Origin of the sequence: Paenibacillus ottowii (genome assembly GCF_050516475.1) — a bacterium.
Taxonomy (GTDB): Bacteria; Bacillota; Bacilli; order Paenibacillales; family Paenibacillaceae; genus Paenibacillus; species Paenibacillus ottowii.
This window is the reverse complement of sequence record NZ_CP191577.1, coordinates 5,442,672-5,465,327: the sequence shown is the minus strand read 5'-3', so window position 1 is coordinate 5,465,327 and position 22,656 is coordinate 5,442,672. Positions and strand designations below refer to the sequence as shown.

General features: G+C 44.9%; 27 protein-coding genes. 21 read left to right on the top strand and 6 right to left on the bottom strand.

The window, feature by feature from the left end; genetic code table 11:
• The first annotated feature begins 43 nt into the window (after positions 1–43).
• The 9 genes from ACQQ6X_RS25245 (at position 44) to ACQQ6X_RS25205 (ending at position 6,895) form a co-directional block, all read left to right on the top strand.
• Positions 44–406, top strand: coding sequence for a phage terminase small subunit-related protein (locus tag ACQQ6X_RS25245; RefSeq protein WP_305167512.1), 363 nt, complete (start codon positions 44–46; stop codon positions 404–406).
• Between the two features lie 18 nt (positions 407–424).
• The gene (locus tag ACQQ6X_RS25240; RefSeq protein ID WP_305167511.1) at positions 425–670 is read left to right on the top strand and encodes a hypothetical protein; all 246 of its coding nucleotides are present in this window, start codon (positions 425–427) and stop codon (positions 668–670) included.
• 3 nt (positions 671–673) lie between these two features.
• Positions 674–832 (top strand): hypothetical protein, encoded by a 159-nt coding sequence (locus ACQQ6X_RS25235; RefSeq protein ID WP_430493514.1) that lies wholly within the window; start codon positions 674–676, stop codon positions 830–832.
• Between the two features lie 105 nt (positions 833–937).
• Positions 938–1,765, top strand: a complete 828-nt coding sequence (locus tag ACQQ6X_RS25230; protein ID WP_305167509.1) for a TIM barrel protein — start codon at positions 938–940, stop codon at positions 1,763–1,765.
• 16 nt (positions 1,766–1,781) lie between these two features.
• On the top strand, positions 1,782–3,128 hold the full coding sequence (locus ACQQ6X_RS25225) for an amino acid permease (RefSeq protein WP_305167508.1): 1,347 nt from the start codon (positions 1,782–1,784) through the stop codon (positions 3,126–3,128).
• A 161-nt stretch (positions 3,129–3,289) separates the two neighbouring features.
• Positions 3,290–4,303, top strand: coding sequence for an SIS domain-containing protein (locus tag ACQQ6X_RS25220; RefSeq protein WP_305167507.1), 1,014 nt, complete (start codon positions 3,290–3,292; stop codon positions 4,301–4,303).
• Between the two features lie 95 nt (positions 4,304–4,398).
• Positions 4,399–5,181, top strand: coding sequence for a fructoselysine 6-kinase (gene frlD, locus ACQQ6X_RS25215; RefSeq protein WP_305167506.1), 783 nt, complete (start codon positions 4,399–4,401; stop codon positions 5,179–5,181).
• A 63-nt stretch (positions 5,182–5,244) separates the two neighbouring features.
• Positions 5,245–5,973 (top strand): GntR family transcriptional regulator, encoded by a 729-nt coding sequence (locus tag ACQQ6X_RS25210; protein WP_305167505.1) that lies wholly within the window; start codon positions 5,245–5,247, stop codon positions 5,971–5,973.
• Positions 5,974–6,244: 271 nt separating this feature from the next.
• The gene (locus ACQQ6X_RS25205; RefSeq protein ID WP_305167504.1) at positions 6,245–6,895 is read left to right on the top strand and encodes a glycosyltransferase; all 651 of its coding nucleotides are present in this window, start codon (positions 6,245–6,247) and stop codon (positions 6,893–6,895) included.
• 384 nt (positions 6,896–7,279) lie between these two features.
• Here the strand turns inward: ACQQ6X_RS25205 and ACQQ6X_RS25200 are convergent, their stop codons facing one another.
• Together ACQQ6X_RS25200 and ACQQ6X_RS25195 are read right to left on the bottom strand one after the other, a co-directional pair.
• Positions 7,280–8,188 carry a discoidin domain-containing protein gene (locus tag ACQQ6X_RS25200; protein ID WP_305167503.1) on the bottom strand — a complete coding sequence of 303 codons (909 nt, stop codon included), beginning with the start codon at positions 8,186–8,188 and terminating at the stop codon, positions 7,280–7,282.
• A gap of 153 nt (positions 8,189–8,341) precedes the next feature.
• A complete protein-coding gene (locus tag ACQQ6X_RS25195; protein WP_305167502.1) occupies positions 8,342–9,355 on the bottom strand; it encodes an SPRY domain-containing protein in 1,014 nt (337 codons plus the stop codon).
• A gap of 241 nt (positions 9,356–9,596) precedes the next feature.
• Between ACQQ6X_RS25195 and ACQQ6X_RS25190 the strand changes: the two genes are divergently transcribed.
• Positions 9,597–9,797: a hypothetical protein gene (locus ACQQ6X_RS25190; protein WP_430493513.1), complete on the top strand. Its 201-nt coding sequence runs from the start codon at positions 9,597–9,599 to the stop codon at positions 9,795–9,797.
• A 148-nt stretch (positions 9,798–9,945) separates the two neighbouring features.
• Here ACQQ6X_RS25190 and ACQQ6X_RS25185 read toward each other — a convergent pair whose 3' ends face one another.
• Both ACQQ6X_RS25185 and ACQQ6X_RS25180 read right to left on the bottom strand, forming a co-directional pair.
• On the bottom strand, positions 9,946–10,311 hold the full coding sequence (locus tag ACQQ6X_RS25185; protein WP_305167498.1) for a cupin domain-containing protein: 366 nt from the start codon (positions 10,309–10,311) through the stop codon (positions 9,946–9,948).
• 109 nt (positions 10,312–10,420) lie between these two features.
• A complete protein-coding gene (locus ACQQ6X_RS25180; RefSeq protein WP_305167496.1) occupies positions 10,421–10,960 on the bottom strand; it encodes a GNAT family N-acetyltransferase in 540 nt (179 codons plus the stop codon).
• A gap of 174 nt (positions 10,961–11,134) precedes the next feature.
• Here ACQQ6X_RS25180 and ACQQ6X_RS25175 point away from each other — a divergent pair, with 174 nt between their 5' ends.
• Together ACQQ6X_RS25175 and ACQQ6X_RS25170 are read left to right on the top strand one after the other, a co-directional pair.
• Positions 11,135–11,623 (top strand): aminoglycoside 6-adenylyltransferase, encoded by a 489-nt coding sequence (locus tag ACQQ6X_RS25175; RefSeq protein WP_305167494.1) that lies wholly within the window; start codon positions 11,135–11,137, stop codon positions 11,621–11,623.
• Complete coding sequence (locus ACQQ6X_RS25170; RefSeq protein WP_305167491.1) at positions 11,620–12,219, top strand: dienelactone hydrolase family protein; 600 nt, start codon at positions 11,620–11,622, stop codon at positions 12,217–12,219. Before ACQQ6X_RS25175 ends, ACQQ6X_RS25170 begins: the two co-directional genes overlap by 4 nt.
• A 45-nt stretch (positions 12,220–12,264) precedes the next feature.
• Here the strand turns inward: ACQQ6X_RS25170 and ACQQ6X_RS25165 are convergent, their stop codons facing one another.
• Positions 12,265–12,954 carry an ArsR/SmtB family transcription factor gene (locus ACQQ6X_RS25165; RefSeq protein ID WP_305167489.1) on the bottom strand — a complete coding sequence of 230 codons (690 nt, stop codon included), beginning with the start codon at positions 12,952–12,954 and terminating at the stop codon, positions 12,265–12,267.
• 98 nt (positions 12,955–13,052) lie between these two features.
• Between ACQQ6X_RS25165 and ACQQ6X_RS25160 the strand changes: the two genes are divergently transcribed.
• The 3 genes from ACQQ6X_RS25160 to ACQQ6X_RS25150 all read left to right on the top strand — a co-directional run bounded on the left by ACQQ6X_RS25160 (position 13,053) and on the right by ACQQ6X_RS25150 (position 17,006).
• The gene (locus ACQQ6X_RS25160; protein WP_305167487.1) at positions 13,053–13,691 is read left to right on the top strand and encodes a flavin reductase family protein; all 639 of its coding nucleotides are present in this window, start codon (positions 13,053–13,055) and stop codon (positions 13,689–13,691) included.
• A gap of 163 nt (positions 13,692–13,854) precedes the next feature.
• Entirely contained in the window at positions 13,855–15,147 is a 1,293-nt protein-coding gene (locus ACQQ6X_RS25155; protein WP_305167486.1) for a homocysteine synthase, read from the top strand.
• Between the two features lie 194 nt (positions 15,148–15,341).
• Positions 15,342–17,006, top strand: a complete 1,665-nt coding sequence (locus ACQQ6X_RS25150; protein WP_305167485.1) for a CoA-disulfide reductase — start codon at positions 15,342–15,344, stop codon at positions 17,004–17,006.
• Here ACQQ6X_RS25150 and ACQQ6X_RS25145 read toward each other — a convergent pair.
• Positions 16,991–17,359, bottom strand: a complete 369-nt coding sequence (locus tag ACQQ6X_RS25145) for a VOC family protein (protein WP_063211926.1) — start codon at positions 17,357–17,359, stop codon at positions 16,991–16,993. The genes ACQQ6X_RS25150 and ACQQ6X_RS25145 overlap by 16 nt on opposite strands.
• Positions 17,360–17,503: 144 nt before the next feature.
• On the opposite strand from ACQQ6X_RS25145, the gene ACQQ6X_RS25140 reads away from it, so the two are divergent.
• From ACQQ6X_RS25140 to ACQQ6X_RS25115, 6 genes are all read left to right on the top strand, one after another.
• The gene (locus tag ACQQ6X_RS25140; protein ID WP_305167484.1) at positions 17,504–17,833 is read left to right on the top strand and encodes a hypothetical protein; all 330 of its coding nucleotides are present in this window, start codon (positions 17,504–17,506) and stop codon (positions 17,831–17,833) included.
• Positions 17,834–18,171: 338 nt separating this feature from the next.
• A complete protein-coding gene (locus ACQQ6X_RS25135) occupies positions 18,172–18,294 on the top strand; it encodes a hypothetical protein (RefSeq protein WP_305167483.1) in 123 nt (40 codons plus the stop codon).
• 99 nt (positions 18,295–18,393) lie between these two features.
• Positions 18,394–18,702 carry a hypothetical protein gene (locus ACQQ6X_RS25130; RefSeq protein WP_326403295.1) on the top strand — a complete coding sequence of 103 codons (309 nt, stop codon included), beginning with the start codon at positions 18,394–18,396 and terminating at the stop codon, positions 18,700–18,702.
• A gap of 722 nt (positions 18,703–19,424) precedes the next feature.
• Complete coding sequence (locus ACQQ6X_RS25125) at positions 19,425–19,880, top strand: MarR family winged helix-turn-helix transcriptional regulator (protein WP_305167481.1); 456 nt, start codon at positions 19,425–19,427, stop codon at positions 19,878–19,880.
• Between the two features lie 152 nt (positions 19,881–20,032).
• Entirely contained in the window at positions 20,033–20,911 is an 879-nt protein-coding gene (locus tag ACQQ6X_RS25120; protein WP_305167480.1) for a (Fe-S)-binding protein, read from the top strand.
• A gap of 122 nt (positions 20,912–21,033) precedes the next feature.
• Complete coding sequence (locus ACQQ6X_RS25115; RefSeq protein WP_305167479.1) at positions 21,034–22,536, top strand: HD-GYP domain-containing protein; 1,503 nt, start codon at positions 21,034–21,036, stop codon at positions 22,534–22,536.
• Positions 22,537–22,656 lie beyond the last annotated feature (120 nt).

The following is a 22,656-nucleotide window of genomic DNA, read 5'->3' as shown; positions in this document are numbered from 1 at the left end:
AAGGTCACATCATTTACATTCGTGGGGGTGGTGATTGTTTAACATGGCGAGAGAACGGAGTCCCGAGCGGAATAAGACAAAACAGATGTGGCTGGAGAGCGGCGGAGCGATGAAGCTAAAAGACATCGCCGCCGCTCTATCTATTCCTGAGGGAAGGGGACGCAAATGGAAGTCTATGGACCGCTGGCAGGATCAATTGAAAGGGAACGTTTTTGATTCCTCCAATGGGAACGTTCCGAATGGAACGAAAGGGAACACTCCTAATCCAAGGGGAGCGCCAAAGGGGAACAAGAACGCAGTCGGCAATCGCGTCGGTGTTCCCCCAGGTAACCAAAACGCCAAGGGTAATAGTGGCGGACCTGGCGGTCCGTACCGCAATAAAAAGGCCCTGAAGCACGGCATTTAAGAAACGATCTTTCTTGATATGTTGAACGAGCAGGAGCAAGCGCTGTTTGATGCCATTGAGGTGGATACGCTCGACCAGTTAAAAAGAACATTAAAGACTTTGGTTGTTTCAGAACGCCGAACAATGCGCCGCACCAAGAAGCTTGAAACCGGCCTGACCGATGAAGAAAAGAAGATCAAAAAGGAATTGTACCAACGCAAGGATAAAGTTCCTTATACCAGTCAGAAAACAGGCAAGCTGATTAATTTGTCAGTTCAAACCTAGGGCATGAAGGTCATGGATATAACCACTGTTGTTGCTTTCAAACTGGACAAGATTCTCAAGCAGGAAGATCATCTCAATAAGGTGTACGAGCAAATGTACTCGTTCAGGCTTGCCTTTTTTACCCCTATAGGAGCTGAGCAGCCCACATTAGGAACCAGTTGAATGACTTTTTAATTATTTTCAAAAAGACATTGAAATCTTTGTAACTCCTAGTTATAATACAAGACATAACAAATAAAAGCGCTTACATGGGAGGGGGTGAAGCAGATGAAGATTGCAGGAATGAATATTACGTACAGGCATTTTCCTTTCGAGCACTTCCTAGACCAAGTCGCCGAGCTTGGGATCGAGCACATCGAGTTGTGGGCGGGCGAGCCTCATTTGTACGTCTATCGGAATGTTCTTGGCAACTTGAGGCGTGTGAGACAGCAGCTGAAATCCCGAGACATGAAGGTCGTCTGTTATACGCCGGAACAGTGTGTCTATCCCTTCAATATTGCCGCTTCTGACCTCCAGCTACGGCAGAAGAGCATCGACTACTTCCTAGATAATCTGTACGCGGCGCTGGAGCTGGAGACCGATATGATGCTTGTGACTTCAGGAATAGGAGACTTCGCTGTACCGCAATTCGAATCATGGAAATATGCGAGCGATTCCATTTATCAGATATCTAGGGTGGCTGAAAAGGAAGGGATGACTTTAGCGTTGGAGCCTCTGACCCGATTCGAATCGAATCTAATTATCGATGCTAAGGGAGTCAAGAGGATGCTGGAGGAGATCCGTTCCCCGTCATTAAAAGGGATGATCGACACCGTAGCGATGCAACTCGCTAGCGAGACACCCGAAGATTATTTCTCCCTACTCCCGGAGATGGTTCATTTTCACCTGATTGACGGTGACGGCTCGTCTGATGCGCATCTGGCTCTAGATGATGGGGTGTTGAATTGGCGGGAATATCTGACCAGTCTTCAGAACCATAATTACGAGGGAGCTTGTACACTAGAAATTATGGGGTTCAATTATTATCAGAATCCGCAGGAAGCACTTAGGGAATCGGTCAGGAAAATAAGGGGAATGCAATACTTATCACCTTGATTTGGAGGAACTCGTTATGAGTAATAGCTCACTTACACGAAAATTGGGCTTTTGGTCGGCCCTAGCCATCGCTGTTGGAACTACGATAGGTTCCGGAATCTTTGTCTCTTCCGGTGATGTTGCAAAAGCTGCGGGTATGCCCTCGATCTCAATTCTAGCCTGGATTATTGGTGGGGTTATTGCGATTCCGCAGGTCATGGTGCTGGCCGAGTTGGCAACTGCCTACCCGCAAAATGGAAGCGGTTACGTATACCTGAATAAAGCAGGATGGAGGCCCTTGGCCTTTCTATACGGATGGGCAACCTTTTGGGCCCTCGATCCTCCGTCCATTTCAATTATGGCTCTGGCCATTGTTGCCTACCTGGCGAGCTTCTTCCCTTTTTTCGTTGGAATTGCCGGCAAGCTGCTAGGGGTAGCGATCATTTTGGTCATCACGTCCATCCATTACCGAAGTGTCAAGGCAGGCGGTAGTTTTCAAGTCATTATTACGGCTGTCAAAATCATCCCTTTCCTGATTGTTATTGTGCTGGGCCTTATGTACATGAACTTTGACAACTTTGCTTACACACCCGTCGCAGGAGCGACAAGTTCAAGCTTAATCGGTGGCGTATCTGCTACGACGTGGGCTTACACGGGAATGGCCGCCATTTGTTTTATGGCTGGAGAATTCAAAAATCCAGGGAAAGTTCTCCCTCGGGCATTAATTAGTTCGGTACTGATTGTATTGGGTCTATATACGCTGCTTGCGGTATGTGTCACCGGCCTAATGCCGTTCGATAAACTGATGGGTTCCAGCTCCGCTGTGTCCGACGCCGTCAAGTATATTCCCGGATTATCCGGCATGGCCTCATCCTTTGTAGCTGTTACCGCGATTATTGTTATCCTGGGTTCCTTGAGCTCTTGCATTATGTTTCAGCCTCGCTTGGAGTATGCCATGGCGAAGGATGGGCTGTTCTTTCAGCGTTTTGCAAAAGTTCATCCCAAATTCGAAACACCAAGCTTCTCGATTATTGCCCAGGTTACGTTGGCCTGTATTCTTGTGTTCTTCAGCAATTTAACTGAACTGCTTGGTTATTTCACGCTGATTCAGCTGGTCATTAACATTCTGGATTTTGCCGCGGTCTATAAATGCCGTAAGAGAGAGGATTATAACCCGATTTACCGCATGCCAATGTGGAGAGTAACCACTATTCTGGCTATCCTAGGGGCAGGATGGCTGGCTTGGGGAACCTTTACGTGGGCTCCAGTGCAGGGCATGATTGCCGCGGCGATAGTCATCGCAACGGGTCTGCCTGTGTATTACTACTGGGAGAAGAAGTATGGATCTAAAAGCAGTCATGACAGCAGGAATATAGTCATTTAGCCCAGATGAAATGAAGGGAGCCAACTCTAACTCACTGATTTCCTTCATATTTTACAAAAAGAGTTGTTTTAATTGTAATGTCTGGTTATACTACTGTATATAACAAATAAAATTGGATGATATTGGAGAGGAACCGCTCCAGTATAGGGAGGGAACGTAAAATGTTGAATTTTGATGAACAGTTATTCCTTAAGCTTGTGGAACAAGAGGGCCTGGCCTTTAGAGGACAAATTGAAGAGATTGTAGACGGGATTGCCAAGAAAGGGTACAGCAATATTTTTCTGATTGGTGCGGGTGGCACAATTGCGATGATGTATCCATATGAGTATATTCTGAAATCAAACTCGACCATTGATGTGCATGCTGAGATTGCCGCTGAGTTTATGGTGATGAACAACAGACATTTCAGTAAAAATTCCGTATGTATTTTTACATCTGTGTCGGGAACTACGCAGGAGACCGTTGCGGCAGCCGAGTTCTGTAAGGAACGGGGAGCGACTACGATTGCACTTGTGGCGGAAAGGGATACTCCATTAACCAAAATTGTAGATCACTGCATCACAACCGGCTCGGAGAAACATTCCTTCGATACATTCTTCATGCTCCTGTACATGGTTGTGTTCCGGTTCATGTATAACAACAATGAGTTCCCTCAATATGAGCAGTTTACGAAGGAAGTTGCCTTATTGCCGCGTGCGATTCTGGATGCAGTCAAAACCTTTGACCCTAAAGCGGAAGCTTTTGCAAAAGAACATAAAGATACTGACTATCATATGATGGTTGGCTCTGGCAACCTGTGGGGGAATACGTACTCCTACGCGATGTGTATCCTGGAAGAAATGCAGTGGATTCATGCCAAGTCGATTCATGCGGCGGAATTCTTCCATGGCACGCTTGAGCTTGTGGTTGAAGAGACCAGTGTTATTTTGTTGAAAGGCGAAGATGAGACCAGACCTCTGATGGACCGGGTGGAGAGATTCGCCGAGAAGATTACGAAGAAACTGACGATTATTGATACCAAAGACTTTGCCTTGGAAGGCATCAGCGAGGAATTCAGAAAGCATTTTGCCGTAAGTATCAACTGGTCTGTACTAAGCCGTATCAGCGCCTACCTGGAACGTGAGAGAAATCATCCGTTAACACTTAGAAGATACTATCGCCAAATGGAATATTAAGATACACAGTCTTTAGTTCATTCTATATTGATGCATTTGATTTGAGCACTACTTTGTAGTGCTCATTCTTTAATAGCAGGGAAGGCGGGAGCAAGATGAGAATCATTACAGTCGGGGATAACTGCATGGATGTCTATCAAGCAAGCGGCAAGGCTTATCCTGGAGGCAATCCGGTGAATGTGGCCGTCTATTTAACTGAAATGGGTGCAAAGACGGCCTATCTGGGTTGGGTGGGCACCGACATTTATGGGGAGATCATGATCCAGGCTATTCAGGACAAGGGCGTGGATACTTCTCGGATTTCAAAAAAGGACGGAAAAACAGCGATAACCTACGTGGAGATGGTGGAGAATGACCGGAGGTTCGGCGATTACGATGAGGGAGTTAATGCACAATTTTTCCTTACAGCAGAAGAACTCGATTTTGCTGGCCATTATCAGCTTGTCCACTCGGGGATATGGGGTCATGCCGATCCGTACTTTCCTCTCTTTAAGGAAAAGGGCCTGATCACTTCCTTTGATTTCTCGGACCAGTTGCAGGATGATCGGGTACAGACGTTAACGCCCTACGTAGACTATCCGTTCTTTTCGTACACTCAGGATGATGACTATATCCGCCAACTCTTGGTAGAGGTCAAGCAAAGAGGAGCGCAGATTGCTGTGGCTACCTTGGGAGAGAACGGCTCGCTTGCTTACGACGGGGAACAATTCTTTCCGCACGGCGTGGGTAAGGTGAACGTCGTAGATACGATGGGAGCTGGAGATTCCTTCATTGCCGGATTCATTTACGGTCGATTGAAAGGGCTTTCAGTTAAGGACTGCCTGGAGCTAGGAGCAATCACAGCTGGGAAGACGATAGGTTATTTCGGTGCATGGTGACTGGAGATGATCATCAATGTATAATACTTATTATAATCATTGATGGATAAGGATGAATTTACCATGAATTTGAATCCTTCAACCCCCCAGCCGCTGTACATGCAGATCAGGCAAATGTTGAAGAACGATATCCAGGACGGACGATACAAACCGGATGAACAGATTCCAACGGAAGCAGAACTCTGTGATATTTATAGTGTAAGCCGAATCACCATACGGAAAGCGATTGAGGAGCTCGTGCGGGAAGGAACCCTGACGCGAATTCCTCGTAGAGGCACCTTTGTGGCCTCCAACAAATTTCATAATGAACTGTTATCCGTAAGCGGTTTCTCAGAGTTCAGCCACCAGCTGGGCATGATTCCAAACTCACGGATATTAAGAAGCGAAGTAATCCCGGCGTCTGAAGAGGTGGCTGGACATCTTCTTATTGAAGAAGGCAGCCCTGTGTTGGAGCTTGAACGGTTGATGTATGTAGATGACCGCCCGCTTTTCTATGATATAGCCCATTATTCGCTCACCCGATTTCCGGATTTGGAAAAGAAGATCGCAATGAAAGAATCGACTTACAAGATTCTGTCGGAGGAGTATAACACCGAGATCGTGAGCAACGACAAGATCATTGATGTGATCGGTGCAACCAAAGATTATGCGAAATTGCTTGAATGTGATATCGGGGCGAACTTGTTCCGGATATTAAAAATTGCTTTTGACGCAAACGATGAGCCTGTTCATCTCTCCACATTTATGTGTGAAACGAATCGGGTCAATCTGACGGTCCACCGGGCAAAATAGGTCATGCCCATCGGCATGGCCTATTCTCCAAAAGGATTTAGCATCGAAACGACTATATGGGTGGTTCAGAACGTAGCTTGTTCATCAGAATTACTTTTTTACTTGGATCATGGAGTCTTGGGCTCTGCTGGCAAGTACCGGCAGGCCTTTTTTGTGTTTTGAAATACGAAATTATGTTTTTGCAAGATGGTTGTAAGTATAGTATAAAATCTGATATTTCAACCATAATAAGACAACCTGTTTATTCCAAACGTAAGAGGAGCAGATGAATGTGAAAAATAAATGGTTACTGGCATTGTCGTTAACCTTGGCGCTCGTCTTTAGCATGACTCCATTAGTCGTCGTGCAAGCGAAGGAGGGGGAGGAAAAGGGCACCACTTGCCTAAGTCCCAAAATGGTACAGCTGAAGGTCGATATGCAGAAGGTATGGATCGATCATACCATATGGACGAGAAGCTATATTGTCAGTGCCGTATCTAATCGTCCAGACCAGAAAGACGTATTGGACCGACTTTTACGGAACCAACAGGATATTGGCAATGTGATCAAGCCTTATTATGGGGAAGCTGCTGGTAATAAGCTAGCTGATCTTCTGAGAGAACATATTCTGATTGCAGGAAAAATTGTAGCGGCTGCCAAAGCGGGCAATCAGGCAGACGTGAAAAAGCTAGAAGCAGTTTGGCACACAAACGCCGATGATATCGCCAAATTTTTAAGTGCAGCGAATCCGAACTGGCAGTTCAAAACGCTACAAGATATGCTGTACACGCACCTTCAGTTGATAACGGAAATAGTCCTTAACTGTATCAAAGGAGACTGGAAAGCAGATATTGCAGCAACCGATAAAAATGAGATCCATATGATTCATTTAGCGGACATTCTGACAGAAGGCATCGTCAAACAGTTTCCAGAAAAATTTTAAGCAAGTGGTGCAGTCGCCGCAAAGCAGATTGGCTTTTTATAATCACCCCAAAGGTGGCTATGGAAGGCTTTTTTTGTGGGGCACCTTTTTTGTTTTTATTATTTTCAGAGTATTGTTTTCTTTCCCAAGGTATCTATTTTGATCTTGTTGTGGTTAATATTGTTAACGGTACTTACTTCAATTATTGTTAACAGTATCATCAGTCTCATTAATAACAAGGTGTACACTAAAAATATGGATATTAATCCAAATCAAGTTGGAAGCCAAGTTTAGGTTTGTTATTAGTACTCATTCATGAGCAGTTTAATAAAATATAAGCGCAGCCTCCATGCTTTTTGGAGGCTGCGCTTTTTTATTGAAATGAGCGTGTTGCAAACCTTATGTTTATTTGGTTGAATACTCACTCACTTCAAATGTGAGAATTTTGTTGAAGATTACGTAGTCTTTACGGTTACTGAATGGACCTTTGTTGTTATTGTGCTTATCAATGGCAAAAAATGAAGGGCCTCTGCCAGCATCTTTAGCGTCGTACCAAGCGATGAAGGCGTTCAATTCTTTCTTACTCAGATCAAATTCTTTATCAAATCCATTGTCCACCGTTACAGTCAGAATAGCGCGATCACCAGTAGGTTGTGTTGGTTCGGCTGGATCAGACGGATCAGGATTAGGACTTGGTGTGGGATCTGGGTTTGGTGTTGGAACTACAGGATCGGGAGTTTGAGTGGCGGGGTCGTAACCCCACATTTCCATTTCATGAATGGACAGATTAACTTCCTTGCCAGTAGCTCCATTATTTTTAGCAATATTTATTTTGTAGGTTTTAAATTGATCTTTATTATTAAGTGAAAATTCATTAGCTCCTTCGGTAAAAACATATTCGGTTTTATTATCAAGAACGGTCCAATTTTTTCCGTCATTCGACCCCTCGAAAGTCCAAGTATTAGGCATATCTTTACCAGCATCTGGTGGTCTGTTAGTAGAATAGCCTCCGTAATAAAGAACATACTTAGTAACAATTTTCGGAGTTGGAAACTCATAAGCAAGCCACCCATTTTTAAGCGACGTTCCCCATGAGGTATAATTTCCAGCCATGCTATAGTTCGGCTTTCCATCAAATGCCTTATATCCTTCAAGACCGCTGTATGCGGCACTATTGGTGACTTCACCTGAAGGGCTAGTGTTTGACGTCATTTTAGGTATTAGACTGGTTGCTTCTGGTGTTGCTGCATGTGTTATTTGTGCGAACCAAGGAAGAAAGAATAGAGAAAGTAGAATAGGTAATAGTTTTTTCATGGGTAGTCCTCTTTTATTTGTTCAGTATTCGTACAAAAGCGAAAAAAGAATTGTTCGTAATCTATAGAAATAACATTAGTAAACAAAGTTTGATTTTGAGTAATATAATGAGGACTCCACTGGTATTTAACCATATAGAGTCCCTCTTATTGTTTATTTAGTTGAATACTCGCTTACTTCAAAGGTGAGGATTTTGTTGAAGATTACGTAGTCTTTACGGCTGCTGAATGGACCTTTGTTATTATTGTGCTTATCAATGGCGAAGAATGAAGGGCCTCTACCAGCATCTTTAGCGTCGTACCAAGCAATAAAGGCATTCAATTCTTTTTTACTCAGATCGAATTCTTTATCAAATCCATTGTCCATCGTTACAGTTAGAATGGCGCGGTCACCAGTAGGTTGTGAAGAACCATCTGTGTCCGATGGGTCAGGTATTGTAGACGACCCAGGTGTTGTAGACGAACCAGGGGTTGTAGATGATCCAGGCGTTGTAGACGATCCAGGTGTTGCAGATGGATCAGGTGTTGTAGACGACCCAGGTTTTGTAGATGTACTCGAATCTTGGTAAGGCAAAAACCCTTCAGGAATTGGATATTTAAAGGAACTAGCTCCAAAATTAGCAATAAGTGTTTTTTCTGTTGCTGTACCATTTATAATCAATGGAAAAACTTGTGACCCAGCAAGATCCGAAGGTTTGGCAATGCTTAATCCTTGAGAAACCCCATTTTTATACCATGTGATCTTGTCGTTGTCTAAATCTAGAGCTACCCCTACCACGTCTTTGTCGGTAAACTTACTACCGTAAGCAGATCTCTGAACTAAATTTGATGTTTTTTGGGTTTTTATTAATAATTCAGGATAGAGCCCATAGTTTGCTATCACGTCCCATGATGACGATGGCAAAGTACCTGTTTCTCCGGTAATTCCTATGGAAGCTATGCCATCACCTTTTATAGTTATCTCCCAGTACCATTTACCTGAGGTTTTTCCTATAGTTGCTTTGTCACCTTCATTAAATTTCGTGACAGTTCTTTCTAAAGACCCATCTGACCAAGTTACATTTGTTGTTTCAGCTCTCGAAACTGTAGGGAATAAAGAAAACACCGAAGCTCCAATAAGTAGGGCTAACAAGATACTCCCCATTCTTTTAAACATTTTATTTTTCATGACTTCCTCCTAAAATTATGTAATAACAAGTGAATTATAGAACTGGATTGGGATAGTTGTCCAAACATTAAATGATATATATTCAAATGTAAGTAATATTTTGGAATTTAATTTTTGCGTGAGAAATAAGAGATAACATAGGCAGAATGCTTGTTGCAGAAGGAATCGATATATAATTTACCGAATGTAAATATTTGAGGTGATCGTTGTGAAACGTACATATAAAAGACTGAAGACCGACATGGAGTTGTTTGGAGCCGCTTTGGTCCAGGCGCATGTATATGTGGTATCCGTTGATGAGGAACTACGTGTGACATTTGAGGATTACGGGGGAATAGTAGAGGAGATTAAGCGAGAATCAGTCAAGATATCAGGAAAAATTTTCATGAGAGATCAGCTTGAATTTCGCGTAGATCTTGTAGCAGGAGAAGAACCTAGATGATCTAATCCTGAACGATCTAGTAACTCCGGCACAATTCCGGAATTAGATGCGTATAAGAAAAATAAATCAAACAGCGGTGAACCAAGGCTTAAAAATAAAGTCTTAGGCTGCCGCTGTTGCCATTTGATTAATTCTTCTTTTCATGTATTTAAATCCAAATGTCATTGGCTGCCGTTAATTCTGACTCCGTCCCTCCAGTATTTACTACACCTCTCGGCTCTACTAGCATGATATGGCACTCTTCCTGTGCGAAGGGTTTATGTTCGACTCCCTTAGGTACAATAAACATTTCACCTTTGGAAACCTGTACACGCCCGTCTCTAAAATCAATGAACATCTCGCCTTCAAGTACAATAAAGACCTCGTCGGTATCTTGATGATCATGCCATACAAAATCTCCCACTATTTTCACCAATTTAAATTGGTAGTCATTCATTTCACCAATAACTTTCGGAGACCAGTGTTCACTAAACTTAGATAACTTTTCACTCAGTTTGATGGATTGATAATTCATAATAACCTCCTTAGAATTTACTGAAAATCAAATTACAATAATAGAATATTGTAATTTGGCACTCCTATCTACTACCTCCAGTGCTTAAACGAATGTTTACCCTGAAAGCTTAGATATCTTCTGGATTTATAATCGCCAGAACCTGATGGTCCTCCCACTTTCCATTAATTTTTACGTTGCTTCGAGAAACACCTTCTTTGTGAAAGCCAGCCTTCTCAAGTACACGGATGGACCCTGGGTTCCGGGGAGAGGCTTCTCCGACGATCCGATGAAACTTTAGTTCATCGAAAGCGTAGCGAACCACCTGCTTTACCGCCTCCGTCATATAACCCTTGCCGTTATAAGCTTGGTCTAAGCTGTATCCGATCATACAGCTTTGAAGAGGTCCCCTCACCACAAAAGATAGACCTATGCTGCCTATAATCCGGTCGTCCTCTTTGTGGCACACCACGAAGGAATATTTCCGATCCTCCGCCATGTCAGCCTTACTTTTAATAATCGTTTGGAGCTGGTGTTCCTCCGTATAGTGGTCTTCTTGGTGTTCTGGTGAAAACTTATCAAAGAACTCCCGATTGCGTCTGTACATTGCTGTCAATTCTGCGACGTCCACCTCTTCTGGGAATCGGACGTACACTTGCTGCTCCGACATCTGCACCATCCTTCCATACGATGATATTGAAGGAATTATATCACAGGATAAAGATGAGGAATTTGATTTGATGAGTGTGTGCATCAGAAGTATCTCATTGAATTTCAACTAAAAAAATATAGCGAAATGTTCATATTGGATATAGTATTTTCTAAAAAAGGGAGGCTAGAAAGTGTGAATAATGCTTATCAAGTGCTTGAGGAGCGTATATCGGAATGGGGCACTTCTAATGATGAGACCAGTTTTGCATTTCAAACGGTAAAAGGAGAGCCGGAAAAACTCGTTCTCTTTAACCCAAGAGCTGAGGTTGATTTTGTATTTCGTCATACGTCCGATCTGGATCATATCATTAATAATGGGCGTATTCTTAAAGGATTTCAGCGGGGGGTAAGGATGCTGCTCGATAAGACGGGAAATGGACACCTAATCATCCCTCAAACCACAACAATCTCACGTACGCCTCCGATATCTGAAAGGGCCTTTCTACAGGTTGTTAATATGTATTGCTTCGCATCTCTATATGTGGCTAAACAAATTTTGCGCCATGATATGTGGGTAGCCAAGCAACGGGATACAGACTGTAAACAATTATTGCTGCAAATGATAGAATGGCATGCAAGATTTGTTTTCCCATATTCAAACCTGGTTGGAGGAACAATATGATAAGTATAGATAAAAAGTCGGACACACTAATTGTCGTGCTGCATGAGATTTATGGGATTAACCAGCATATACAAAATTTTTGTAGCTTATTATCGGATGAGGGTTATGACGTCATTTGTCCCAATTTAATAGGCAAAGAAACGCCTTTTGACTATTCGCAAGAGGAGGCTGCCTATGCCCATTTTATGGGTAATATAGGATTTGAACGCGCTACCTATCATATCAAAAGTTTACTATTAAGTATTCGAGCTCGCTATAAAAAGGTATTGATCGTCGGATTTAGCATCGGGGCAACGATGGCCTGGCTGTGTAGCCAAGAAAAATATGTTGATGGAATCGTAGGATACTATGGCTCTCGTATTCGAAACTATTTAGAAATAACTTCACATTGTCCAACACTGCTTTTTTTTCCACACGAAGAACGATCATTTAATGTGGATGAGCTCATTTCAACTTTAGACAATCATAATATCCGGGTACATAAATTCAGCGGACAGCACGGATTCAGCGATCCGTACTCTCCCCGATATCACGAATATTCAGCCCAGCAATCATTTAGCGAAATGATAGAGTTCTTCAGGGAGGTTGATCAGTAAGTAACATTTAATACGGAATAAGAAAAGGACTAGATCTGTAGTTATCTAGCCGATCTCTATTTCAAAAACCTCCTTAAAACCTCTTTTACCATCGGCTGTAATGCGTATCGCGCGGGTTGTGGGCAGATGCTCGATCCAATGTAATTCGAATAATCTATCCAAGAGAGCCTTTCCTAAGGCACCGGCAAGGTGATGGCGTCGTTCACTCCAATCCAGGCATTTATGTGAGAAGGAGCGACGCTTTTGTCTTGTGTTCTTGAGGTTGATCTGAAAGTCAGCGAAGAAAATCTCTCCTTGTTGAGTAATATGAAGTCCGTCCTGATCCTCGGAAAGAATCCCCTTTTGAATGAAAAAGCTCATAATCTGTACGCCTAAATGACCTGCAATATGATCGTAGCAAGTTCTTGCCAACCGTATGGCCTCGTTTTCGGAGGCTTGTTTGAATGATTTGATTGGAACAGGTGGAGCTATGGATAAAAGTGACTCCATCACCTGGGCAACTTCAGGATCTTGAATGCCATAGTAACGGTGACGCCCTTGTTTTTCTACGGTGACGACTTGTGCCTCGGTCATTTTAGCCAGATGGAAGCTGGCGGTTTGCGGTTTGATGCCTGCCATATGGGCCAATTCACTTGCCGTGTGGAATCTGCCGTCTAATAGGGCGGTGAGAATGGCTGCACGGGAAGGCTCGCTGACGAGAGAAGCGATCATGGCTACATTTGATTTGGTGCTCATGGCACGATTATCCCCCTTTGTAATCCATACTTCGATGAAGGTTGAAATGTTTACATTTTACAATAAGGAGGCAGATCTGAACAGAAGGAGAAGAGGACATGGACTCAATGAATCAAATAAATCAATCGAATGTTAGCCCGAGCATACAAACGATAACCCCTAGCATTTTATATTATGGAACGCCTGTGATTTTACTCAACACGCTGAATGAGGATGGAACGACCAATATTAGCCCTATTTCCTCCTCGTGGGCATTAGGAGATTGTGTGGTACTAGGCATTGGAGCAGGCGGCAAAGCATTAGAAAATATGGAGCGGCATCCCGAATGTGTAATCAATGTTCCTGGACCTTCCATGTGGGAAAATGTAGAACGGTTAGCTCCTTTTACAGGCAAGAATCCCGTTCCAGTGGAAAAAGAGAAGTGTGGATTTACATATCACAAAGATAAGTATGAGATCAGCGGACTGACTGCGATTGGCTCGAATAGAGTCCGGCCCACCCGAATCAGGGAATGCCCTATTCAAATCGAAGCCAAGGTGAAAGAGGTCCGAATTCCTGGCCATTCCCCTTATTTTGCGATCGTTGAAACCCAAGCTATACAGGTGCATGCTCATCAGGACATCATCCGCGGTGAGAATCATATTGATCCGGCAAAGTGGAGCCCGCTTATCTATAATTTCCGCCATTATTTTGGTCTGGGTGAGCATTTGGGCAAAACCTTCCGGTCCGAAACTTGAACGTTCAGTAAAATTATAATATCCTACCTGAATAATGAGAATTATCTTCCCAAATCGTTCTTTTTGTGCGAGAATAGTTGAAAAATCATCCAAGACTACGCATACAAAGAGACGATGCATACAGACTATTCATACAGCACGTATAACAAGGGAGGCAATAATCATGTCAGAAGAACGCAAGCTGTCATTCGAAACCCTCGCTGTCCATGCCGGACAAGAGATTGATCCTCATACCTTTGCCCGCGCCGTTCCGTTGTACCAGACCACTTCATATGGATTTCGGGATGCCGAGCATGCGGCTGATTTGTTCTCGCTGAAAGAATTCGGCAACATTTATACGCGTCTGATGAATCCGACCACGGATGTATTCGAGCAACGGATCGCCGCACTGGAAGGCGGGGCTGGCGCGTTGGCCACAGCTTCAGGAATGGCGGCGATTTCCTTTTCTATTCTGAACATTGCGGGAGCTGGAGATGAAATTGTATCGGCCTCCAGTCTGTATGGCGGTACATATAATCTGTTTTCTACCACACTGCCGAAATTGGGTGTTAAGGTGCATTTTGTCGATTCGGATGAGCCGGAGAATTTCCGCCAAGCCATTACGGACAAGACGAAGGCCATATTCGCCGAAACGATTGGCAATCCACAGGGCAATGTGCTGGATGTGGAAGCTGTAGCGGCGATTGCACACGAATATGGTATTCCGCTGATTGTGGATAACACGTTCCCGAGCCCTTATCTATTGCGTCCTATCGAATATGGAGCGGACATTGTTGTGCATTCGGCAACGAAGTTCATTGGCGGACACGGTACGTCTATTGGCGGGGTAATCGTGGACAGCGGCAAGTTTGACTGGAAAGCCAGTGGCCGTTTCCCGGGACTGACTGAGCCGGACCCAAGCTACCATGGGGTTGTATACACCGAGGCGGTGGGACCTATCGCGTATATTATCAAGGCACGGGTGCAATTGCTGCGTGACTTGGGAGCAGCCATTTCTCCGTTTAATTCATGGCTGCTGCTTCAAGGCTTGGAGACATTGCATCTGCGGCTGGAAAGACATAGTCAGAATGCTCTCAAGGTAGCGCAATATCTCGAAAGCCACAAGAATGTGGAGTGGGTCAGCTATTCCGGACTGCCGAGCCATCCATCCTACGAGTTAGCCCAAAAATATTTGCCAAAGGGGCAAGGAGCGATCCTGACCTTTGGCATTAAAGGCGGGAGTCAGGCGGGGAGCAAGCTAATTGCAAATGTAAAGCTATTTTCTCATCTGGCGAATGTGGGCGATTCCAAGTCTTTGATTATTCATCCGGCAAGCACAACCCACCAGCAGTTGAATGCAGAGGAACAGGTGGCTGCCGGAGTCAAACCGGAACTATTGCGTCTATCAGTCGGGACCGAAGCAATAGAAGATATTTTGTATGATCTGGAGCAAGCAATCGCGGCCAGTCAACAGTAACAAGCAAATATTGGCGGTTTATTGAGCCCAGTGAGATAGGAATTTTTGCAGCAGTCACAAAGTGATTTCTGATTCAAAGCGGGTTTCGTTTAGGGTTTGAGCAGGCGGGGGCAATCTCCGCCTTTTTGTTTGTTGACATCATACCCCCATAGGTATATATTATACCCCATAGGGTATATGAGGAGGGAAAGCAATTGGGTAGGAAAATAATTATTATTGGCGGGGTAGCAGGTGGAGCTTCTGCCGCAGCGAGATTGCGTAGATGGGATGAGGAAGACGAGATTATTCTGTTTGAACGCGGTGAGCATGTTTCTTTTGCTAACTGCGGTCTTCCCTACTATATTGGAGGAACAATCCAGGCGCGGGAGAAGCTGTTTCTCCAGACACCCCAAGGCATTAGAGACCGTTTTAATATAGATGTACGGGTGCAAAAAGAAGTAATACAAATAGATCGCAAGCATAAGCTTATCCGTTACCGCGATATGATCACAGGAGAGACGGATGAGCAGTCATACGATATTGTGGTATTATCGCCGGGAGCCAAACCGATGATACCGGACATTCCCGGACTACATGAGGCTATAAATGTATTTACGTTAAGAAACATTCATGACACCGACCTTATTAAGGCATATGTAGATGAAAGGCAACCCAAGCATGCCACGGTAATCGGGGCCGGGTTTGTTGGGCTGGAGATGGCTGAAAATTTGCGAGAGCGTGGGCTTGCAGTAACCGTCATTGATATGGGACAACAAGTGTTGAATCCGCTTGACCCTGAGATGGCCAAACTGGTGGAGCAGCATATGAAGCTGAACAGGGTGGAGGTACGTTTAGAGGAAGGAGTCGCAGCTTTTGAAGAGCAGGGTACACAGCTTCGTTTGAACTCGGGGAAGATGCTTCAGACAGACATAGTTATTCTGGCGATTGGTGTCGTGCCTGAAAATGAGCTGGCCAAGCAATGCGGACTGGAACTAGGGTTTCGCGGCGCTATTCAGGTGAATGCTCAGCTGCAAACCAGTGATCCGGCTATTTATGCGGTAGGGGATGCCATCCAGGTCAAAGACCGCAATCATGGGTTTGCAACGATGGTATCGCTGGCCTGGGGAGCCAATCGTCAGGGACGTTTGGCAGCGGATCATATTAATGGTCAGGCGATTTCTTATAATGGTGCGCTCGGAACATCCGTAATTAAGACCTTTGCATTGACCGCAGCTTCTACAGGCAACAATGAAAAAACATTGCAGCGGCTGGCTGTGCCTTATCAGGCTATTCATATTCATCCCGGTTCACATGCCGGTTATTATCCTGGCGCGTCCCCCATTTCAATGAAGCTGCTCTTTCATCCAAAGACCGGGATGATCTACGGGGCGCAGGCTGTTGGGGCTGATGGCGTGGACAAAAGGATTGATGTTATTGCGACGGCGATTCGCGGCCAATTAAATGTCCGTGAATTGGCAGATATCGAACTTGCTTATGCTCCACCTTATTCTTCAGCTAAAGATCCTGTGAATATGGCGGGTTACGTAGCTTCGAATATTATGGACGGGCTGGTTCAGACGATACAGTGGCATGAAGTTGACGATTTTCACCGCAATGGTGGTCTTGTTATTGATGTCAGGGATGCGGTGGAGCTACAGGGAGGAGCCATTCCGGGTTCCATTCATATTCCTCTGGCCGAGATTAGAGAGCGAATGTCGGAAATTCCTCGTGATCTGGAGATCGCGGTATCCTGCCAAGTCGGGCTGCGCGGCTATCTAGCGGCCAGAATTCTGGCCCAATCGGGCTATCGGGTAAGGAACGTTGATGGTGGCTACAAAACATATTCGGTTATGGCTCAACGTGATCATCTTTTAAAATAGTTCATGACCCATCCAATCTGATTAAGATGATCGGTTACTTCGCCATGCAGCGCGCCAAAGAAGGTATCTTGTAATTCTACGGTAATGGTACCTTTCTCTGATAGTGCATGGTAAGCCTGTTTAAGCTCATCCTCACTTTCACAGTCGAGAATGATTTGGACATGCTGCGCTTTCAGCGGTTTACCGTAGGAATCAGAAAAATGGATATGACTGCTGCCCAGGTGCAGTTCGGCATGTAAGAGCCTGCCTTCCTGCTTGTTCAGTACTTTGATTTTTCCGCCCAAAACAGACTGGTAATAGTCTACTGACTGCTGCACATCATTTACAATCACATAAGGACTTGCACTTCTCATAAGATCAATTCCTTTCATCTCTTTTATGTGGGGCTGGCTGCTACGATACATTATTTACATTGTCCGTAGGGTTTAGCCCTTATCTGTTCAAATTATGGCTTGGTTCACTGTGTGACGTCTGTTACAATAGAAGAGGTATATACGATGGATAGAAAAGAGGTCGAACAGGTGGGCACTTCTGCGATTTGGGAAACAGTTATCTATTGGGTAATTTTGGTGATTTCCGCTCTGTGCGTGATTGCAGTATCTGGTAGTCGGAAGACCGCAAGCACGATTATTTTGGCGCCCGTTGTGTTGTTCTGTACCATATTTATGATGCAGGGCTCGGTGCTTACTGCCATGAAGCACCCGACCATGGGGGCTAATGTCGGTCTGGGGATGGCATTTCTGACCACATGGGTAGTCAGCGGAATATTGTTTGCTGTAGCGCTTGTGATTGCTTTTATTAAATATAGCAAAAGGAACAAGGCGTAGTTCAGCCTTAACCTCAAATGAAAAAAGGGCTTTCGGTGATGTACCGAAAGCCCTTTTTGTATTCTCATTTAGCCATACAGGATGTATTCGTTCATCTGCGTCTTCTCATCAGCAAAACAACGATCAGTACAATGATGATCACGATCAAGAGAAACTTCATAGTCGATTCCCTCCTTAGTCAGTCTCCTATTTGGTATTAACCATTTTGGGGAGATGTGCACCGATGCACCCAAACAAGTATCTATTGTCAAATGTTTGGCGAAAATGTATGGTGGGATCAAAAAGAGGTTTACAGGCTTAGCTGGAAAGTGTATACATAAAGTAAGGAGGCGATTGCCATGAGTGATCGTGCATTTCATTTGTTTTATATTATTTTCTTGACGGTTCTGGCACTTGGAAGCCTTGCAGGAGTCTCTTGGTGGTTGCGCTCTGTCGGTCGTCAGGAAAAGGAAAAAAACTAAATTCAGCATGGGCATACTAGCCCACTTGCATCTTCCAGTAGGAGGGTGCATTTTTATGTGTTATAATGGGAACATACGTTCTTTTTAGGAGGAATAATGATGCTGCCAGATTTGGAACGGAAGCTACTGCGTATTTTGTATAATTATTTTGCCCAACATCGCCACATGCCCACAATGGCTGAATTGTCTGCAAAAACGGGCAGGCGGGATTCTGAAATTACAGCCGCATTGCGACATATGGAACAAGAGCGCTATATCACCTGGGAAAATAGCACAGGGACCCAGCACATTGTTTTACTAGAAGGTTGGGAGCGTCCTTCGACTTACAGGCATGCCCAAGTGGAAGCTGGACGTCCTACTCCCCCAACGTCACAGTCCGGGAGTACGGAATATTGGACGAATTATTAATAGCGATATAAAGCTGGAAAATTAATGAGTTTTTAAGGTGCATATCATTTAGTTTTAAGAAAGCAAGACTATAATGACCTTATTAACCCCTTTTTGATCAAGCTATAGGCCCTGTCGATGTATCGGCAGGGTCACTTTTTTGTTCATAGATATAATTGTCGTATATGAAAAATCCCCCGGGGATCATCCGGAGGACGGGTGCAGCTTGCGTATACTGCAGAGCCTGCTCAAACTTTATCGTTTGACGGCATAATATATATTTAACCCCTGCTACCTTGTATTATATGGTCAGCATGTTCATAAGGGGCAGTCTGATTCCTCTGTTCATTTTCCAAACGACAAAAGCCCTACCTCTCTTTCGTCCTTGCGGCTCCGATGACCGCGCCAGTGTGAATGTGAAAATCTTCGGCAAAAGCTCAAAATTCTACATTAGGGTTATACATAAAATTTGGAGAAGCTCCATGCGGTGATTAGGAGTATAGCTTCTTGCGTGGAATCCTATGGGGTTAATACATACTAGTACAGTATAACAAGAATGATTCTAAAACACAAGGCATTTTTGGACTTTTTGATTGTAGACTGGAAAATACACTTTTCTGCAATGGATTAGGCTTATTTGTTTTGTATTTGCAGAGAATGGAGGCTGTGACAAATTGCCCTGACACAGCACGCAAATTCTGAAATAGTGTAGTTACACGAAAAGATGGAAGGAAACAAGAACTATGGCTGCATCAAGGAAGGACAAAAAAACATCGCAGAAGAACTCGCCCTCAGTCTGCACCTGCATTAATCTGCGTCGCTCCTCGATGGCTGTATCAGGGCTGTATGATCGATATCTGGCTCCAAGTGGACTCAATATCTGCCAGTTTTCGCTGCTCAAGCACTTAACGGCGCTGGGACCGGTAAGCGTAAGCGAATTAGCGTTGGAGATGCGACTCGACCGAACCACGCTGGTGCGCAATTTGAAGGCGCTGGAGCAACGCGGGTATGTGGAGGATACATCCGTTGAGGGAAGCCGAAACCGCTGCCTTACTCTGACGGAGAGTGGAAAAGCGGTATATAACGATGCAGCAGAACTCTGGGAGGAGGCGCAGCTTTTTTTGCAGGAGTCGCTCGGAAGCGCTGATTTGCAGATTTTGACCGCACTGTTATCCAAAATTGAAAAGTTGAGTCTGTGATTAGCCTTCACCTAATAAAGGAGGTCATGCTGGTCTATTCGTGTATATACACGAAAAAGATTCAGAAGTGTAAAGCAGCCATTCATCAGACAACAGGTATCCGCCAGGAAGTCGAAAGATTCACAATAACTAAGAAGAGGGATGTGGATAGGATGGTAATGCCCGTACCGGACATGAAAGAACTTATCGCAGCCGAGATGAAAGCCTATGTGAGCGAAGACAAGGGGAATTTCTGTGAAGAATTGCAAAGTCATTACTACGAGGAACCGATTATTCAATTTGCTGCGGCCAATGATCCTTTGTTTGAGGATTATAAAACAGTGGTGGGCCCCGACCATGCTACGCCACAGGAAGCCTTCGAACGGACCTTCGGCACAGGAAGTTTTGGTGGAGGCAGCGTTGTCAGTGTTGTGCTGCCGATCAGTGAGACGATCCGTAAGGCCAATCGTGCGCAAAAGACAAGAGCCTCCAGAGAGTGGGCGCTGCTGCGGACCTTTGGCGATGAAGAGTTTGTGCGTTCGGCAAGGCAGCATTTGGCGGGATATCTGACCGGGCTTGGTTACCGGGCGGTGTCACCGCTGGATACGGATTGGTACAGCATCAACGGTGCCACAGGGGGGCCGGTTTCTAACTGGTCGGAACGGCATATCGCGTATGCAGCTGGTCTGGGCACCTTCAGTATCAACGATGGCTTCATCACCGAGAAAGGAATTGCCATCCGCCTGCTGTCTGTAGTAACGGATCTGCAGGTGTCGCCTGATGTCAGGTTGTCCTCGAACCTGAGCCATACCGCAAACTGCCTGCTGTGCAGCAAAGGCATTTGCGGTGTGTGCATTACTCGCTGCCCGGTGCAGGCCATCAGCAAGGAAGGCGGTCATGACAAAATCGCCTGCATGAAATTTGTGTACGGCGAGGAATCCCGAAAGTGGGCAGTGTTAAACGGCGGTGAGGCTAAATCAGGTGCTGGCTGTGGACTTTGCCAGACCAAGGTGCCCTGCGAAAGCCGCAATCCAATGCGGACTGCTCGCTAGTGTTATTTTCCTAGGATTTGTGCAAAGTGCTCAAGCAGGAAGGTTAACTTTTGACGTCCGGACTCCGATATTGAATAACAAAGATATCTTATGAGCGTACGGATGAAAGAAGGGGTAGCATTTTGCCGATCTATAAGCGCTTTATTCAGCATGTTATCCTGAACTATATTATAGGTTCATTAATTGCTGTACTACTGGTATGTATGATTTTTGTATTTTCCACGTTAAATGTAGCCCGCTATGAGCTTCTGAGTCTTGTCAAAATTGTTGCTTTTTCCAGCGTCATTATGATTACTTGTGAAATTATAGTGTTTCGGATGCATTTGAGACCTGTTCAGCGTTTTTTTCAAGGCAACCAGGAGACGCTCAAGGATGTAGAAGCGGTGTATATCCGGGTTCACCATCTGCCTAATTTGTCAGTTTTGCGTATTGTTGGGCCGCATTTGTTAGGCTTCTCTGTCCCGGCAGCCGTCATTGCATTATGGATGATACATACTGGACAACTTACCTTTCCCTTCTATTATGTAGGAATCGCCTGTATCGGAGCTTGTCTGGTCGCTTCCATGCATGCACTGGTTGAATTTTTCCTAACCATGAGAGCAATCAAACCGCTGCTGGAAGAAATCCGTGACCGAACCTATCAGCAATATGGATTGAGCTTGTCCCTGCGAGGACGAGTTCTGCTATCACTGCGGCATAAATTTCAGTTAAGCGCAACGTTAATTGGTGCATTTCCTCTGTTTCTGTTTTGTTTAGCTACACAGATTCGGCTGGAACACTTGGATGCGGCGAATTCCGGTTCCTATTGGGTATGGGCGGGGATGATTTTAATATTCGGTGTAGCTTTTGCTTATCTGGGCGGCAGGTTGCTGACCCGTGAGATCGAACAGCCCATCCATCACTTGTTGGAAAAAATGAATGAAGTGAAAGAGGGCCGTTTGAACAGTAACGCCAGTGACTTGTATTCGGACGAGTTTGCGGAGCTGGTTGAAGGGTTTAACATGATGATCGAGGGCCTGAAGGAACGAGAGGAAAAGAACGGTCAGCTACTGGACAGTTACTTTGCCACTTTGGCTGCAGCGCTAGATGCACGGGATGCCTATACCGCAGGACATTCGTTGCGTGTGGCTGAATATTCTGTACTCATTGGGCGAAAGGGCGGTTTGAGCGAAACGGAGCTCGACTTGTTGCGTAAAACAGCCTTGCTGCATGATATCGGTAAAATCGGTGTGGCTGACGCTGTGCTATTTAAGGATGGCAAGCTGACGGACGAGGAGTTTGACCAGATTAAAATGCACCCGGTTATGGGGGAGAGTATTCTTCGGCAAGTGGAGCCGGCTTATGCTATGGCCCCTTATCTGCCGGGTGTGCGCTCGCACCATGAGCGTTACGATGGCAAGGGATACCCTGACCAGCTCTCCGGGGAAGATATTCCGCTATTTGGGCGCATCATAGCCGTAGCAGATGCCTATGATGCGATGACGTCGGATCGTCCTTATCGGAAAGGGATGAAGGAAGAGAAGGCGGTTATGATATTGGAAGAGGGTAAAGGAACCCAGTGGGACCCTTACTTTGCCGAATTATTTGTCAAGGAGTGGCGCCGGAACAAAGGCATTCTAAGCTGACTCTATAGATCCTCCCACTAAGGCGAGCCGTTGCGGTTCGCTTTTTTTATATACACACCCAAGCCTCTTTGGAGATGTCGAAAGATGGAGCTTCATGTTATGATGTACGAGAAAGGCAAA

Bases quoted from the DNA above. Each gene is read 5' to 3' on its own strand.
- ACQQ6X_RS25245 (WP_305167512.1), top strand. From the start codon at position 44: ATGGCGAGAGAACGGAGTCCCGAGCGGAATAAGACAAAACAGATGTGG.
- ACQQ6X_RS25240 (WP_305167511.1), top strand. From the start codon at position 425: ATGTTGAACGAGCAGGAGCAAGCGCTGTTTGATGCCATTGAGGTGGAT.
- ACQQ6X_RS25235 (WP_430493514.1), top strand. From the start codon at position 674: ATGAAGGTCATGGATATAACCACTGTTGTTGCTTTCAAACTGGACAAG.
- ACQQ6X_RS25230 (WP_305167509.1), top strand. From the start codon at position 938: ATGAAGATTGCAGGAATGAATATTACGTACAGGCATTTTCCTTTCGAG.
- ACQQ6X_RS25225 (WP_305167508.1), top strand. From the start codon at position 1,782: ATGAGTAATAGCTCACTTACACGAAAATTGGGCTTTTGGTCGGCCCTA.
- ACQQ6X_RS25220 (WP_305167507.1), top strand. From the start codon at position 3,290: ATGTTGAATTTTGATGAACAGTTATTCCTTAAGCTTGTGGAACAAGAG.
- frlD (WP_305167506.1), top strand. From the start codon at position 4,399: ATGAGAATCATTACAGTCGGGGATAACTGCATGGATGTCTATCAAGCA.
- ACQQ6X_RS25210 (WP_305167505.1), top strand. From the start codon at position 5,245: ATGAATTTGAATCCTTCAACCCCCCAGCCGCTGTACATGCAGATCAGG.
- ACQQ6X_RS25200 (WP_305167503.1), bottom strand. From the start codon at position 8,188: ATGAAAAAACTATTACCTATTCTACTTTCTCTATTCTTTCTTCCTTGG.
- ACQQ6X_RS25195 (WP_305167502.1), bottom strand. From the start codon at position 9,355: ATGAAAAATAAAATGTTTAAAAGAATGGGGAGTATCTTGTTAGCCCTA.
- ACQQ6X_RS25190 (WP_430493513.1), top strand. From the start codon at position 9,597: ATGGAGTTGTTTGGAGCCGCTTTGGTCCAGGCGCATGTATATGTGGTA.
- ACQQ6X_RS25185 (WP_305167498.1), bottom strand. From the start codon at position 10,311: ATGAATTATCAATCCATCAAACTGAGTGAAAAGTTATCTAAGTTTAGT.
- ACQQ6X_RS25180 (WP_305167496.1), bottom strand. From the start codon at position 10,960: ATGTCGGAGCAGCAAGTGTACGTCCGATTCCCAGAAGAGGTGGACGTC.
- ACQQ6X_RS25170 (WP_305167491.1), top strand. From the start codon at position 11,620: ATGATAAGTATAGATAAAAAGTCGGACACACTAATTGTCGTGCTGCAT.
- ACQQ6X_RS25165 (WP_305167489.1), bottom strand. From the start codon at position 12,954: ATGAGCACCAAATCAAATGTAGCCATGATCGCTTCTCTCGTCAGCGAG.
- ACQQ6X_RS25160 (WP_305167487.1), top strand. From the start codon at position 13,053: ATGGACTCAATGAATCAAATAAATCAATCGAATGTTAGCCCGAGCATA.
- ACQQ6X_RS25155 (WP_305167486.1), top strand. From the start codon at position 13,855: ATGTCAGAAGAACGCAAGCTGTCATTCGAAACCCTCGCTGTCCATGCC.
- ACQQ6X_RS25145 (WP_063211926.1), bottom strand. From the start codon at position 17,359: ATGAGAAGTGCAAGTCCTTATGTGATTGTAAATGATGTGCAGCAGTCA.
- ACQQ6X_RS25140 (WP_305167484.1), top strand. From the start codon at position 17,504: ATGGATAGAAAAGAGGTCGAACAGGTGGGCACTTCTGCGATTTGGGAA.
- ACQQ6X_RS25135 (WP_305167483.1), top strand. From the start codon at position 18,172: ATGAGTGATCGTGCATTTCATTTGTTTTATATTATTTTCTTGACGGTT.
- ACQQ6X_RS25130 (WP_326403295.1), top strand. From the start codon at position 18,394: ATGCTGCCAGATTTGGAACGGAAGCTACTGCGTATTTTGTATAATTAT.
- ACQQ6X_RS25125 (WP_305167481.1), top strand. From the start codon at position 19,425: ATGGCTGCATCAAGGAAGGACAAAAAAACATCGCAGAAGAACTCGCCC.
- ACQQ6X_RS25120 (WP_305167480.1), top strand. From the start codon at position 20,033: ATGGTAATGCCCGTACCGGACATGAAAGAACTTATCGCAGCCGAGATG.